The sequence below is a fragment of the Mesorhizobium sp. B2-8-5 genome (assembly GCF_006440675.2).
Taxonomy (GTDB): domain Bacteria; phylum Pseudomonadota; class Alphaproteobacteria; order Rhizobiales; family Rhizobiaceae; genus Mesorhizobium.
Genome location: NZ_CP083951.1, coordinates 4,142,677 through 4,156,207, shown reverse-complemented (window position 1 = coordinate 4,156,207; position 13,531 = coordinate 4,142,677). Strand labels below are relative to the sequence as shown.

Below are 13,531 nucleotides of genomic sequence, written 5' to 3'. Positions count from 1 at the left end.
TTTGTTTCAAATGCGCCGACGCACCATCGGGACTCGATGATGCGCTCGGCAAAAGCGCTTTAGCGCGCCAATTTATTGGAAAGATGAAGGCCGGGACCCGGCCTTCCTTATCAAGCTTCCGGAGCTTCGGCAGCCGGAGTGTCGAGCGCGGGCTCGACCGGAGCCTCGGCCGAAGCGCCGATGTCGACGCCGAGCGCGCCCTGCTGGCGGGCAATGCCGTCGATGGCGGCCTTGGCGATCAGGTCGCAATAGAACTGGATGGCGCGGGCCGCGTCATCATTGCCGGGGATCGGGAAGTCGATCTTGTCCGGGTCGCAGTTCGAATCGATGATGGCCACGACCGGGATGCCCAGGCGCTTGGCCTCGAGGATCGCGATCGCTTCCTTGTTGGTGTCGATGACGAACATCAGGTCCGGCGTCGAGCCCATGTCCTTGATGCCGCCGAGAGCCTTGTTGAGCTTCTCGCGCTCGCGATCGAGGTTCAGGCGCTCCTTCTTGGTGAGGCCCTGGGCCTCGCCGGCGAGCGTCTCGTCGAGCTTGCGCAGGCGCTGGATCGAATTCGAGATCGTCTTCCAGTTGGTGAGCATGCCGCCCAGCCAACGCGAGTTGACATAGTACTGGGCCGAACGCTGCGCGGCGTCGGCAACGATGTCGGACGCCTGGCGCTTGGTACCGACGAACAGCACGCGGCCGCCCTTGGCGACAGTGTCGGACACCTGCTTCAGAGCCTGGTGCAGCAGCGGCACCGTCTGCGACAGGTCGATGATGTGAATGTTGTTGCGGGCGCCATAGATGTAAGGCGCCATCTTCGGGTTCCAGCGGTGGGTCTGGTGGCCGAAGTGAACGCCAGCTTCCAAAAGCTGGCGCATGCTGAAATCTGGCAGAGCCATTCTTTAGTTCCTTTCCGGTTGGCCTCCACGGACACAGGCATTTCGGACATATGTCCTGATGCCACCGGAGGTTTCAGCCGGATTTCTCCCGGGCAGACACCAAAGTCCGTGTGTGGAATGAGCGCGCATATAGAGGGGAAGTCTCATAAACGCAAGCCGGGTCCCGGAAAACGCCCTTACCTGCGGCGATCCGCCCAAATCTCAGCGTTTTACCTTGCCGTTCGGCACCCTGACGCGGCGAAAGATCGCGACGATTTCCTCGCGGCTGCATTCGATGGCGCCAAGCCGAACCGCGCGATCGCGCTCGAAGCCGGTGATGTCGTAATGCGGCGCCGACGTCTTGGGCGGCCCTTGATAGGAGGAAAGCTTGAGGCCGAGTTCGGTGGCGAAGCGATGCAGCTCGTCCGTCTCGTCGGCAAGGAGATGACACCAGCGGTGGCCGGCCCATTTCCAGATCGCCGCATCGACATAGACCGCCATCAGGCTCGCCGCATTTGGTGAGCCTCACACATGGCGTTCACAAGCCAGGCCTGCAAGCTGGACGGCTACCGTCGAAGCGCTGCTATTTCGACGCCGGGCAAGGCTTGGTCTGGTCGAACAACGACAGGTTCACCAGCTTGCCGGTCATCGAGAAGTCGCCATAGTCCATGACGAGGTCGCGAGTGATGCCGTTCTCGTGCAGCTTGAAGCTGATCCGGTACTCCGGCACCTCCTCGCCGCTTTTGTCGGTATCGTCGAAATAGGCAATGTCGACCGGCCAGTATTTGTCGGAGGCGAGCTTGGCCAGCGCCGGCGCTTCCGGATCCGTCTTTTCTGCGTCCGTCTTCTTGCCGACGATGACGGTGGTGGTCATCACCTTGTTGGCATCCTCTGAACCGTCGAACAGATTGGTCTGGTAGAAATTCTCGCCCTTCTCGGCCTTGCCGATCAGCTCGACCAGATGCTGGGTCGGAAACTGCGTCGCCGCGAGATCGAGGCTGCTCTTCTCCGGCTTGTCGATATCGACCTTCAGGCCCTTCGCTTCCCTGGTCGCCGTGCCCTTGACTTCCTTGTCGAGGTTCTGGTCGACAAAGGATTTCGTCACGAAGGAAAAGGTCTTGCCTTCGGCGTCCTCGAAAGTCGTCGTCTGCTGGTCGGTCAGCCTAGTGTTGTCGTTGGTGACGATCTGCGTGACGAAGCGGAACTTGACCGTATAACCTTCGCAGGCCGAGCCGTTGAACTCGTAGACCATGCGGCCGGTGATGCCGGTAATGCCTGAACGGTCGGAGGCCTTGCTGAGCGTGAGATCGTAGACGGCGCGATGCGCCTGCAACGCGGGCACCGCAAAGGCCGGCGCCATCGGAAGCGCCGCCGAAAAACAGGCGGCGGCGAGGAAAAGGCGCGTTGCGCGCATGCGTTACTCCGATCGTCGCGGCCGGGGGGCAGGCCGCAGGGAAAGATGGTCCAGCTTAAAAAAAGTCGTGGCGGAAGCGAGGCAAAAATAGCAATTTCGGCCCCGCCAACGCGGCGTCTTCCAGCAATAGGGAAAACCAATGAGCGAAACAATCGAAAAGCGGCTAAGCGATCTTGGCGTCACCCTTCCGGCCGCCGCCGCGCCCGCCGCCAACTACGTGCCCTATTGCCGCACCGGCAACACGCTGTTCACCGCCGGCCAGCTGCCGCTGAAGGACGGCAAGTTGCAGGCAAGCGGGTTGCTCGGCCGCGACATCGACACGGCCGCCGGCAAGGAAGGCGCGAAATTCTGCGCCATCAACATCCTGGCGCAGGCCAAGGCAGCACTCGGCGACCTCGAAAAAATTAGCCGCCTGGTCAAGATCACCGTCTTCGTCGCCTCCGCGCCGGATTTCGTCGAACAGCATCTTGTCGCCAACGGCGCCTCCGACTTCCTGGTCGCGGTACTCGGCGAGCGCGGCAAGCACGCCCGTTCCGCCGTCGGCACCGCCTCGCTGCCGCTCAACGCCGCGGTCGAGATCGAAGCGATCTTCGAAGTCGAGTGAGGTTCAAGATGACCGATCTTTCCTGGCTGATCGCGCAGCCTGTCGCGCATCGCGGCTTCCACGACATGAACAAGACGCGCTGGGAAAACACGCTGTCGGCCTTCGCCGCGGCGGCCGAGCGCGGCTATGCCATCGAATGCGACGTGCATATCTCGTCGGACGGCGTCCCGGTCATCATCCACGACGGCGATCTGAAACGCCTGACCGGCCAGGACGGCTTCGTCTGGCAGCGCACCGCGGCCGAACTGGCGACGCTCAAGATCGGCGGCACCAAGGACCACGTGCCGACGCTCAAGGAAGCGCTCGACCTGATCGACGGCCGCGTGCCGCTGGTGGTCGAGCTGAAAGGCGTTCCTGGCCACGATGCCGGGCTGGTGGCGAGCGTCGGTCGGCTGCTCAAGCGCTACAAGGGCAAGGTGGCGATCATGTCGTTCGATCACTGGCTGATCCGCGACTTCGCCAAGGACGCGCCGGGTATCCCCGGCGGGCTAACCGCCTATGGCAGGGACAACCAGTTGATCGAGGCGCATTTCGCCATGCTCGCGCACGACCTCGCCTTCACCTCTTACGCCGCTGGCGACCTGCCCAACCCCTTCGTCAGCTTCGTGCGCGAAAAGCTGAAAATGCCGGTCATCACCTGGACCGTGCACGACCAGCCGGCGGTCGACCTGACCTTCAAATATGCCGATCAAATGACCTTCGAGGGTTTCGAACCCGATCTGGTCAAGGTCGCCTAGGGTCGGATGATTTCAGGTCAAACGACCTGAAATCTGATCCGCCTCTAATCAATCTAAAGAGAGAGCATGATGTCGTCCGAAAACCGCTTGACACTTTTGGCATCATGCTCTCGGGAATGCCCGAAACGTGACTTGTAGCAGCCCTGAGGACGCTTAAATAAGCCCCATGGATCAGGGCGACGACGACGATGGACGGGTAGCGAACGCGGATTACGCGATCCGCGTCGCGGCGGGTATCGGCGCCTTCACCTGCGTGGAGTGGGACGGCTTTGCCGGAACCACGCGCGGCGACAAAGAAAATGGCTACAATCCGCTGGTTTCATTCGCTTTTCTAAGCGCATTGGAAGATTCTGGATGCGCCGTCCGGCGCACTGGCTGGCAGGGCCATCACCTGCGGTTGGAAACCGCGCAAGGCAGGCTTCTCGGCGCCGTCCCCTGTTATCTCAAATCGCACAGCCAGGGCGAATATGTCTTCGACCATGGCTGGTCGGACGCCTTCGAGCGCGCCGGTGGCCGCTACTATCCCAAACTGCAATGCTCGGTGCCGTTCACGCCGGTCACCGGCCCTCGCCTTCTGGTCGGCAAAGGCGAGAATGAAGGTGCCGTGAGAGCCGGACTGGCGGAAGGCCTGAAACTCGTGACCGACAAGCTCGGCGTCTCTTCCGCGCATGTCACCTTCGCCAACGAGCCTGATGTCGCGACGCTGGAAGCGGCGGGCTTCCTGCATCGCACCGACCAGCAGTTCCATTTCTTCAACGAAGGCTTTTCGAACTATGATGACTTCCTCGCCACACTTGCCTCGCGCAAACGCAAGGCGATGAAGAAGGAGCGTCGCGAGGCGCTTGCCGATGGCATCTCGATCGACTGGTTGACCGGCAAGGACATCACCGAAAGCGCCTGGGACGATTTCTTCGCCTTCTACACGGATACCGGCGGCAGGAAATGGGGCCGGCCCTATCTCAACCGGCAGTTTTTCTCCCTGATCGGCGAGCGCATGGCCGATGACATTCTTCTGGTGATGGCCAAGCGCAACGGCCGCTACATTGCCGGCGCCATCAACTTCATCGGTTCCGACGCGCTTTATGGGCGCAACTGGGGCTGCATCGAGGACCACCCCTTCCTGCATTTCGAGGTCTGCTATCATCAGGCAATCGACTTCGCCATCGAGCGCAAGCTGACGGTGGTGGAGGCCGGCGCACAGGGCGAGCACAAGCTGGCGCGCGGCTACCGGCCCGTGACCATGCATTCGGCGCACTACATTTCGCATCCCGGTCTGCGCAATGCCGTCGCCGACTATCTTAGGCGGGAGCGGCGCGAGGTTGAACGCATGGGCGAATATCTCGAAGAGCACACGCCCTTCCGCAAGGACCTCGCAGAATAAGGTCTCGCGGTCAGTGCGGCTTTCGGGCGGCGATCGGAACCAGGAACGAAAAGCAGGCGACCAGGAACAGCACCGCGCCGGCAAGCGCCAGCAAATCGCCCGCGCGCCATGCCGCGGCGATGAAAAACAGCGCCGACACGATGAACAGCAGCCAACCGGCGACGACCCACTTCATGATTGCTCCGTCCTAAAGCAATTCCAGGAAAAGTGTGAGCGGTTAAGTTCGGCGCCTTCGCCGTAACCTCCCGCCCGGAATTGCGTAAAAACAAAGAGATGGGACGTTTCGCCGTTTTCGTGAAACGGCGAAACGCTCTAGATTGCCGCATCAGACGACAAATGTCGGCTCTCAAGCAATAGCAGAGCCTGCCGTCGAGAGCTGCCTATAATATTGGCTAAGCAACGAAGCCGGCTCAACGCCTGCTGTTTACCGGATTGGTGGAATCCGCTAAGTCATCGCCAGGGGCATTGGTGCGCGAGCACCTTGGGGTTGGCATGCTGTTTTGGGCATCTTGGGGCGTCGGGCAATGGCTCGGTGTGGCGGGGCTTGCGGCCGCGCTGCTGTTGACCGTCCGGCTCGAAGGCAAGCCGGGAACCTGGCCTCTCGGCTTTTCCACCTTCTTCCTTCTCTTTGCTTTCCTGCACCTGTTTTTTCCAGGCGCGATCGTCGCGCTCTGGATGACGCTCATGCTGACGGCCATCATCGGTATCGCCTCGAAGCTGAAATACCGCTATCTCGGCTTCAATCTTCTGGCCGGAGATCTCTATCATCTGGCCGCGAGCAGTTGGCGCAGCGTCTTTGTCGACAATGCCCGAATGGCGATCCCGGCCCTCTTCGCCGGAGCGGCGATCGTTGCGGTCGCCATGCTTGTCGACATAACTCTGGTGGAACAGGCGACATCGCTCTCGCTGCGCCTCGCGATTTTCGCCGTAGCTGTGCTGATCTACGTGGCAGTCTATCGGTTGAGCGGCGGAGCGCCTCGTTTCCGCTTCGACCTGCTCACCAGGGATCGCGCGCATCTCTCCGCCTTCGTGGCGTCGTGGCTCGGCGCGGGACCTTCGCAACGGCCGGGCTTCGTTGACATCGCTCACGATCCGCTGCCGTTTCTGCCGCCTGTGCCGGCTAAGCGGGATAACGGCGAGGCTCGACCGCACATCTTCATGGTCCTGCACGAATCGACATTTGATCCGAGGCACCATGGCGTGCCGATCAACCGTGCTTTCGAGCAATTCTTCTCGCCCGCAAACGGTCTGTCTGGGGCTTTGCATGTCGATGTTTTCGGCGGCAGCACGCTGCAGACCGAATTCTCGGTGCTGACCGGCCTGTCCTCGCTTTCCTTCGGCAACGACAGCCGCTTCGTCTTTCATCTGCTGGCTGGGCGGGTGCGCCACTCATTGCCCTCGGTGCTTTCAGGCATGGGGTACCATGTGTCGCATGTGAGCTGCGATCGTCCCAACTTCGTCAATTGCGATCGCTTCTATAAATCGATCGGGTTCGAGGAGGTCGCCTATGCCGCGACCTTGCCGCCGCCCTTCGATCTGGAGCGCTGGCGTCGCGAGCGCCATGACGAACAGCTTTACAGCCATGCTCTGAACCGGATTGCGGACCGCTTGGGAAGCGAGAGGCCCTGTTTCCTCTCGATAATGACGCTGATGAACCACGGCGATCACCGTCGCCGCATCTTTCCGCCCGAGCTTCAGGCCGATATCCGCCGTGAAGCCGTCGCGCTGAGCGGCAATGAGAATTACGGCGAATATGCCGTGCGGCTGGCAGAAAGCATCGAGGCCTATGCCGCGTTTCGCGGACAACTCGAAACCGCGCTGAATGGCCGGCCAGCCATCGTCGTGCGTTACGGCGATCACCAGCCGTCATTCACAGCCGCCCTCACCGGCCTGCCGCCTTCCGACAGAGCCTTGCACAAGACCTTCTACGCGATCGAGGCGATCAACAGCGCTTTGCCCGCCGATCTGGCCGCTCCTGCCATGCTCGACGCGGCATTCCTGTCGACATTGACCATGTCCGCCGCGCGTCTGCCGCTCGATCCGGTATTCGCGACCAGGACGGCCCTTCTGGCTGACTGTGCCGCTCGCTATTTCGCAAGCGAGTCCGTGCGCAAGAAGCGCTTCCACCGGGCTCTTGTCGAAGCGGGCATGGTCGATCTCGCCTGAGCGCCTTGCCGCCCATCGGCAGCTTCGCTACACCGGACGGCGAATGCAATTGGGAGTGTCACCCCATGGCCGAAGCCTATGATCCCGGCAACATCTTCGCGAAAATCCTGCGCGGCGAGATTCCCTCGCACGGCGTCTACGAGGACGACGCGGTCGTCGCCTTCATGGATGTGATGCCGCAAGGCATGGGCCACACGCTGGTGGTGCCCAAGGCGCCGTCGCGCAACATGCTCGACGCCGATCCGGCAACGCTCGGCCCATTGTTCGGCGTGGCGCAGAAAGTTGCGGTCGCGGTGAAAAAGGCCTTCAACGCCGACGGCGTCACCCTGATGCAGTTCAACGAGCCGGCTTCCGGGCAGACCGTCTATCATCTCCATGTCCATGTCGTCCCGCGCTTCGAGGGCATACCGTTGAAGCCGCATTCGGGCCAGATGGAGAAGCCGGAGGTGTTGGCCGAGAACGCCGGCAAGATCCGAGCAGCGCTGGGAAGCTGAACGGACCGGCGCTCAGGCGGTCGGCAAATTCGCCAATGTGTGGAAAGCCATTGGCGCCGGTCCCGCGATGAGCCTCTCGCGGATCGACCCTGCGCATGCCCGTGGGCTGAGCAACGACGTATCGACTTCCAGGTCGTAGAGGCCGGGCTTGTGCACCTCTTCCTGCCAGCGGCGGACGGGCAGCGGCATGGGATCGTCGTCCGTTCCAATGACATATGGAGTACCTTCCCCACCTGCTGCGCGCCTTCGCAACACCTCGTCGATCGGGCAGCGGACGCCGACGAGCAGCACCGGCAGGCCGGCCAGGCGTCGCGCACAATGGGGAAGGATGTTCAGCGATCTGGAATAGGCGTCGTGATGACCGATATCGACGACGACATTGAGTCCCAGCCGGCTGTGAGCGGCGATCGAAACGTAAAGCGCGGCGTAAAGCAGCGGCACGAAAGCCTCGATGTCGGGGCGTTCGCCACCGGGACGCAGGCCGATACCCGGGCGCAGCCGCGGCGGCGTGGCTTGGGCGCAGGCGTCGACGCCGAGATTGATCCACACACCCTCGAATGTCTCCTGGATCGCCGCGGCGATGCTCGATTTTCCCGAGCGCGGCGCGCCGTTGAGGATGATGATCTGTCCGGCTTCCAAGCGGTGCTCCTTTCAACGAAAAAGGCCCCGTTTCCGGGGCCTTCTGTATTTCAAGCGAGGGCTTGTCAGCCCTTGCGCGGCAGTTGCGGCACAAGGCTGCGCTTGTTGCCGTCCTTGCCCTTCGGCTCCGGCTTCTGCGCCACCGCCTTCTTGGGCGCAGGCTTCTTGGCGACCGCCTTTTTCGGCTTCGGCGCGTCTTCCGGCTCTTCCTTCTTCGGCTGCACGGGCGACTCGTCGGCGAGCGATTCGAGCTTCAGGCCGGACTCGCCGGTTTCCTTCTTCTCGACGGTGACGCGCACCGTGCCGCCCTTCTTGAGCTTGCCGAACAGCACCTCGTCGGCCAGGGGCTTCTTGATATGCTCCTGGATGACGCGGCCGAGCGGACGCGCGCCCATACGCTCGTCGTAACCCTTGTCGGCCAGCCAGGCGATCGCGTCCGGCGACAGGTCGAAGGTAACGCCACGCTCGGACAGCTGCGCCTCGAGCTGCATGACGAACTTCTGCACCACCTGATGGATGACCGGCACCGGCAACGAGCCGAACGGGATGATAGCGTCCAGACGGTTGCGGAACTCCGGCGTGAACAGCCGGTTGATCGCCTCGACGTCGTCGCCTTCGCGCTTGGTCGAGCCGAAGCCGATCGCCGCGCGCTGCGCATCCGACGCGCCCGCATTGGTGGTCATGATCAGGATCACATTGCGGAAGTCGATCTGCTTGCCGTTGTGGTCGGTCAGCTTGCCGTGGTCCATCACCTGCAGCAGGATGTTGAACAGGTCCGGATGCGCCTTCTCGACCTCGTCAAGCAGCAGCACGCAGTGCGGATGCTGGTCGACGCCGTCGGTCAACAAGCCGCCCTGGTCGAAGCCGACATAGCCGGGAGGCGCGCCGATCAGCCGCGAGACGGTGTGGCGTTCCATATATTCCGACATGTCGAAGCGGATCAGCTCGACGCCAAGCGAGGCGGCAAGCTGCTTGGCCACTTCCGTCTTGCCGACGCCGGTTGGCCCTGAGAACAGGTAGGAGCCGATTGGCTTCTCCGGTTCGCGCAGGCCGGCGCGCGCCAGCTTGATCGCCGAGGTCAGCGCGGTGATCGCGGTGTCCTGGCCGTATACGACGCGCTTCAGCTCGATATCGAGGCCCTGCAGCACCTTCTCGTCATCGGCCGAGACGGTCTTCGGCGGGATGCGCGCCATGGTGGCGATCGTCGCCTCGATCTCCCTGATGCCGATCGTCTTCTTGCGCTTGGCTTCCGGCACCAGCATCTGCGAGGCGCCGGTCTCGTCGATCACGTCGATCGCCTTGTCCGGCAGCTTGCGGTCGTTGATGTAGCGCGCCGACAGCTCGACCGAGGCCTTGATGGCTTCGCTCGTATAGCGGACCTTGTGGAACTCCTCGAAATAGGGCTTCAGGCCCTTCATGATCTCGATGGCGTCCTCGATGGTCGGCTCGTTGACGTCGATCTTCTGGAAACGCCGCACCAGCGCGCGGTCCTTCTCGAAGAACTGGCGGAACTCCTTGTAGGTGGTCGAGCCGATGCAGCGGATGGCGCCGGACGACAGCGCCGGCTTCAGAAGGTTCGATGCATCCATGGCGCCGCCCGAAGTGGCGCCCGCCCCGATCACCGTGTGGATCTCGTCGATGAACAGCACAGCGCCCGGATAATCCTCGAGCTCCTTGACGACCTGCTTCAGCCGCTCCTCGAAGTCGCCACGATAGCGGGTGCCGGCCAAGAGCGTGCCCATGTCGAGCGCGAAAATGGTGGCGTCCTGCAGCACTTCAGGCACGTCGCCTTCGACGATGCGCTTGGCGAGGCCTTCGGCGATCGCCGTCTTGCCGACGCCGGGGTCGCCGACATAGAGCGGGTTGTTCTTGGAACGGCGGCACAGCACCTGGATGGTGCGGTTGATCTCGCTGTCGCGGCCGATCAGCGGGTCGATCTTGCCGGCCCGCGCCTTGTTGTTGAGATTGACGCAGTAGGCCGTCAGCGCGTCCTGCTGCTTCTTCTTGCCGCCCTCTTCCTGCGGCTCGGCGCCATTCTGGCCGCCCTGCTCGTCCTCGGCGCCGCGCGGCGTGCGCGACTCCGAAGCGCCCGGGCGCTTGGCGATGCCATGCGAGATGTAATTGACCGCGTCGTAGCGGGTCATCTGCTGTTCCTGCAGGAAATAGGCGGCGTGGCTCTCGCGCTCGGCGAAGATGGCGACGAGCACGTTGGCGCCGGACACTTCCTCGCGGCCGGACGACTGCACATGGATCACGGCGCGCTGGATGACGCGCTGGAAACCTGCCGTCGGCTTCGAATCCTCGTCGTAACCGGTGACGAGGTTGTCGAGCTCGGTGTCGATATAGGTGAGAACCGTATGCTTGAGCTCGTCGAGATCGACGTTGCAGGCACGCATGACGGCGGCCGCCTCGGTGTCGTCGATCAGGGCGAGCAGCAAATGTTCGAGCGTCGCATATTCATGATGCCGCTCGTTGGCGAATGTCAGCGCCTGATGTAGCGCCTTTTCCAGGCCTTGGGAGAAAGCCGGCATGTTACCTCACTTCTTCTCCATCACGCATTGCAGCGGATGCTGATTCTGTCGGGCGAAATCCATGACCTGAGACACTTTGGTCTCGGCCACCTCGAATGTGTAGACACCGCACTCGCCCACTCCATGATTGTGAACATGAAGCATGATGCGTGTGGCGGCCTCGCGGTCCTTTTGGAAAAACCGCTCCAGGACGTGAACGACGAACTCCATCGGCGTGTAGTCGTCGTTCAGAATGAGGACCCGGTAGAGACTGGGCTTCTTGGTCTTGGTTTTGGTGCGCGTGATGACAGCGGTGCCGCGACCGGGATCGTTGCGGTCTCCGTCACCTTGCATTCGCACCACGCCTGCCGTGGCAGTCAAACCGATCGTCACGTAGTCCAGCCTTTTCGAATCCTCATGCGAGTTCAACATGTAGGTTCTCGATGAACGATTTTAAGCCCTTCTGTTTAGCTGACAATATGGCTAGGTGGGCAAACCTCTGCGAATTTCTCAATCGTGAATGCGGTTAATGTGCATCGAGTTGCGCTCGCGCATGAAAAAACCCGGCCGCGTTTCCGCGACCGGGCCTTTCCGACTGGCCGGCTGGCCTTGTCGGGTGTGATTGGGCGAAATTACTTCGCCTTGGCGACCACCGATTCGAAGGGCTTGTAAGCTTCCTTGGCGAGTTCGGCATAGAGATTGCCGATCTTGCTGGCCTCGGCCACGAAGCTCTCATAGCTCTGCTTGGCGTAATCGGTCTGGATCTCGACGGCCTTCTCGATCGACTTGGCCGCGAACAGCTTCTCGAAGGCGGCGCTGCCGGCTTCGAAGCTCTTCTTGGTGTATTCGCCGGCTTCGGTGGCGATCGCCTGCGCGCCCTTGCTGAGCGAGGCAAAGCTCTTCAGCCCGGTGTCGGCAAATTCCTTGCCGTATTTCGTGAAGTCCTCATAGGTCTGGGTCATTTCATGCTTCCCTTTGGTTGAAACGCCCTTTTTGGCCCCGGGCGCCCTTGTGCAATGCACTTCAATATATTGTGCGATGCACAAAAGTCAAGAATCCCTTGGGTAAGCAGGGGTCCAGCGCCGGCGGCCGGTAAAATTCGATTAAAGAGAAGCTCGATTTGCCGAAAAATGGTGAACGCTGCGGTTACCATAAACGGATTGGTAACGCTGGGCGCGATAGCTTGGCCGGAAGCGAGGCAGGCACTCCCTTTGCCGCCTCCGGGGCAACGAAAATTCAGGGTAAGTAACGGTGCGTCAGGCGTTGTCGGGCTTCGTCTCCAAATCTTCTCTCTCCTTCAAGGCAATCATGGTTGCCGCGCTCGCGGTGACGATTGTCGCCGCCGATGTCGCTTCGGCTCTTGCGGCAAGGTCCGCGGCCATCGTCGTCGACGCCAAGACCGGCAAGGTGCTTTATTCGGCCGATGCCAATGGCCGGCGCTATCCGGCTTCGCTCACCAAGATGATGACGCTCTATTTGACTTTCGAGGCGTTGGCGAAAGGCAGGATCAGCAAGAACACGCCGGTTCCGTTTTCCGCGCATGCCTCCGCCGAGGCACCGACCAAGCTCGGCGTTCGGCCCGGCGGCTCGGTTCCGGTCGAGACCGCTATTCTGTCGATCGTAACGAAATCGGCAAATGACTCGGCAACCGCGCTTGGCGAAATGCTCGGCGGCAGCGAAGACAATTTCGCCCGCATGATGACGGCCAAGGCGCGCCAGCTCGGCATGAACGGCACCGTTTTCCGCAACGCCAACGGCTTGCCCGATCCCGGCCAGTTCACCACGGCGCACGACATGGCCATGCTTGGCATCGCGCTGCGTGAGCACTACCCGCAATATTACGGCTATTTCTCGCAGCGCTCGTTCCTGTATGGCCGCCAGCGCATCAACGGCCACAACCGCCTGCTTGGCCGCATCAAGGGCGTCGACGGCATCAAGACCGGCTACACCCGCGCCTCGGGTTACAACCTCGTCTCCTCCGTGGCCGACGGCGATCGCCGCCTGGTCGCGGTGGTGATGGGCGGCGCTTCCGGCCGCAGCCGCGACAACCAGATGGCCGCGCTGATCAACACCTATCTGCCGCGCGCTTCGACGCGCGGCGGTGGCGATCTCATCGCCAAGGGCGGCGACAATCCGATCAAGACCTTGGCCAAGGTCTTCTTGCCCAAGCATGACGCGCCCACTCCGGACGCCAAGCCGGCAACGGATGACACTGTCGTTGCCTCAGCCGACGATGACGTCCAGGACGACGACGCCCAGCAGGTCGCCGAGGAGACGAAGCCCGTCATCAAGGTCAAGAAGGTGAAGACGGTTGCCGTCGCCGCCATGGCGCCTGCCCCTGAATCCCAGGAGACCTCGCCCCAGGTCGTCACCGCCTATGCCGAACCCGCGCCGGCCGCGCCCGCGATCGATCCGGTCAAGACGTCGTCGGTGCCGTCTGGCTGGGTGGTTCAGGTTGCCTCCTCGCCGACGAAAACGGGAGCCCAGGCGCTGCTCGATCAGACCGCCAAGCAGGCGCCGAGGATCCTGGCCGACGCATCGGGCTTCACCGTCGCATTCGACAAGGATGGCACAACCTACTACCGCGTCCGCTTCGGCGGCTTCGGCTCGAAGGGCGCCGCCTGGAAGGCCTGCGATGCCCTGAAGCGCAAGAAAATCTCGTGCTACGCCGTCGAGCAATAGGCGGCTGTTGAATCTCCCGGAAGGTACCGGCGTCG

At 62.1% G+C, this 13,531-nt stretch carries 14 protein-coding genes; 6 read left to right on the top strand and 8 right to left on the bottom strand.

The window, feature by feature from the left end; translation table 11 throughout:
• Nucleotides 1-110: 110 nt before the first annotated feature.
• From rpsB to FJ430_RS20185, 3 genes are all read right to left on the bottom strand, one after another.
• Nucleotides 111-890 carry a 30S ribosomal protein S2 gene (gene rpsB, locus FJ430_RS20195; RefSeq protein WP_140653092.1) on the bottom strand — a complete coding sequence of 260 codons (780 nt, stop codon included), beginning with the start codon at nucleotides 888-890 and terminating at the stop codon, nucleotides 111-113.
• Nucleotides 891-1,091: 201 nt separating this feature from the next.
• A complete protein-coding gene (locus FJ430_RS20190) occupies nucleotides 1,092-1,370 on the bottom strand; it encodes a DUF4031 domain-containing protein (RefSeq protein WP_140708794.1) in 279 nt (92 codons plus the stop codon).
• Between the two features lie 82 nt (nucleotides 1,371-1,452).
• Nucleotides 1,453-2,283: a cell envelope integrity EipB family protein gene (locus tag FJ430_RS20185; RefSeq protein ID WP_140642714.1), complete on the bottom strand. Its 831-nt coding sequence runs from the start codon at nucleotides 2,281-2,283 to the stop codon at nucleotides 1,453-1,455.
• A gap of 139 nt (nucleotides 2,284-2,422) precedes the next feature.
• Here FJ430_RS20185 and FJ430_RS20180 point away from each other — a divergent pair, with 139 nt between their 5' ends.
• From FJ430_RS20180 to FJ430_RS20170, 3 genes are all read left to right on the top strand, one after another.
• Entirely contained in the window at nucleotides 2,423-2,887 is a 465-nt protein-coding gene (locus FJ430_RS20180; RefSeq protein ID WP_140653090.1) for a RidA family protein, read from the top strand.
• 8 nt (nucleotides 2,888-2,895) lie between these two features.
• Nucleotides 2,896-3,624, top strand: coding sequence for a glycerophosphodiester phosphodiesterase (locus FJ430_RS20175; RefSeq protein ID WP_140708792.1), 729 nt, complete (start codon nucleotides 2,896-2,898; stop codon nucleotides 3,622-3,624).
• A 166-nt stretch (nucleotides 3,625-3,790) separates the two neighbouring features.
• Entirely contained in the window at nucleotides 3,791-5,005 is a 1,215-nt protein-coding gene (locus FJ430_RS20170) for a GNAT family N-acetyltransferase (RefSeq protein WP_140708790.1), read from the top strand.
• 10 nt (nucleotides 5,006-5,015) lie between these two features.
• On the opposite strand, the gene FJ430_RS20165 is transcribed toward FJ430_RS20170, so the two are convergent.
• A complete protein-coding gene (locus FJ430_RS20165; RefSeq protein ID WP_140708788.1) occupies nucleotides 5,016-5,180 on the bottom strand; it encodes a cytochrome oxidase subunit III in 165 nt (54 codons plus the stop codon).
• Nucleotides 5,181-5,473: 293 nt separating this feature from the next.
• On the opposite strand from FJ430_RS20165, the gene FJ430_RS20160 reads away from it, so the two are divergent.
• Nucleotides 5,474-7,171 carry a sulfatase-like hydrolase/transferase gene (locus FJ430_RS20160; protein ID WP_140708786.1) on the top strand — a complete coding sequence of 566 codons (1,698 nt, stop codon included), beginning with the start codon at nucleotides 5,474-5,476 and terminating at the stop codon, nucleotides 7,169-7,171.
• 65 nt (nucleotides 7,172-7,236) lie between these two features.
• Nucleotides 7,237-7,665 (top strand): HIT family protein, encoded by a 429-nt coding sequence (locus FJ430_RS20155; protein ID WP_140708784.1) that lies wholly within the window; start codon nucleotides 7,237-7,239, stop codon nucleotides 7,663-7,665.
• A gap of 12 nt (nucleotides 7,666-7,677) precedes the next feature.
• Here the strand turns inward: FJ430_RS20155 and FJ430_RS20150 are convergent, their stop codons facing one another.
• The 4 genes from FJ430_RS20150 to FJ430_RS20135 form a co-directional block, all read right to left on the bottom strand.
• On the bottom strand, nucleotides 7,678-8,304 hold the full coding sequence (locus tag FJ430_RS20150) for a chloramphenicol phosphotransferase CPT family protein (protein WP_140708782.1): 627 nt from the start codon (nucleotides 8,302-8,304) through the stop codon (nucleotides 7,678-7,680).
• A gap of 65 nt (nucleotides 8,305-8,369) precedes the next feature.
• A complete protein-coding gene (gene clpA, locus FJ430_RS20145; protein ID WP_140653080.1) occupies nucleotides 8,370-10,835 on the bottom strand; it encodes an ATP-dependent Clp protease ATP-binding subunit ClpA in 2,466 nt (821 codons plus the stop codon).
• Between the two features lie 6 nt (nucleotides 10,836-10,841).
• Nucleotides 10,842-11,168: an ATP-dependent Clp protease adapter ClpS gene (clpS, locus tag FJ430_RS20140; protein WP_041000825.1), complete on the bottom strand. Its 327-nt coding sequence runs from the start codon at nucleotides 11,166-11,168 to the stop codon at nucleotides 10,842-10,844.
• Nucleotides 11,169-11,446: 278 nt separating this feature from the next.
• A complete protein-coding gene (locus FJ430_RS20135) occupies nucleotides 11,447-11,776 on the bottom strand; it encodes a phasin family protein (protein WP_140642744.1) in 330 nt (109 codons plus the stop codon).
• Nucleotides 11,777-12,065: 289 nt separating this feature from the next.
• On the opposite strand from FJ430_RS20135, the gene FJ430_RS20130 reads away from it, so the two are divergent.
• On the top strand, nucleotides 12,066-13,496 hold the full coding sequence (locus tag FJ430_RS20130; RefSeq protein ID WP_140708780.1) for a D-alanyl-D-alanine carboxypeptidase: 1,431 nt from the start codon (nucleotides 12,066-12,068) through the stop codon (nucleotides 13,494-13,496).
• The last annotated feature ends 35 nt before the right edge of the window (nucleotides 13,497-13,531 follow it).

Excerpts from the sequence above, each read along its gene's own strand:
- rpsB (WP_140653092.1), bottom strand. The coding sequence starts at position 890 with ATGGCTCTGCCAGATTTCAGCATGCGCCAGCTTTTGGAAGCTGGCGTT.
- FJ430_RS20190 (WP_140708794.1), bottom strand. The coding sequence starts at position 1,370 with ATGGCGGTCTATGTCGATGCGGCGATCTGGAAATGGGCCGGCCACCGC.
- FJ430_RS20185 (WP_140642714.1), bottom strand. The coding sequence starts at position 2,283 with ATGCGCGCAACGCGCCTTTTCCTCGCCGCCGCCTGTTTTTCGGCGGCG.
- FJ430_RS20180 (WP_140653090.1), top strand. The coding sequence starts at position 2,423 with ATGAGCGAAACAATCGAAAAGCGGCTAAGCGATCTTGGCGTCACCCTT.
- FJ430_RS20175 (WP_140708792.1), top strand. The coding sequence starts at position 2,896 with ATGACCGATCTTTCCTGGCTGATCGCGCAGCCTGTCGCGCATCGCGGC.
- FJ430_RS20170 (WP_140708790.1), top strand. The coding sequence starts at position 3,791 with ATGGATCAGGGCGACGACGACGATGGACGGGTAGCGAACGCGGATTAC.
- FJ430_RS20165 (WP_140708788.1), bottom strand. The coding sequence starts at position 5,180 with ATGAAGTGGGTCGTCGCCGGTTGGCTGCTGTTCATCGTGTCGGCGCTG.
- FJ430_RS20155 (WP_140708784.1), top strand. The coding sequence starts at position 7,237 with ATGGCCGAAGCCTATGATCCCGGCAACATCTTCGCGAAAATCCTGCGC.
- clpA (WP_140653080.1), bottom strand. The coding sequence starts at position 10,835 with ATGCCGGCTTTCTCCCAAGGCCTGGAAAAGGCGCTACATCAGGCGCTG.
- clpS (WP_041000825.1), bottom strand. The coding sequence starts at position 11,168 with ATGCAAGGTGACGGAGACCGCAACGATCCCGGTCGCGGCACCGCTGTC.
- FJ430_RS20135 (WP_140642744.1), bottom strand. The coding sequence starts at position 11,776 with ATGACCCAGACCTATGAGGACTTCACGAAATACGGCAAGGAATTTGCC.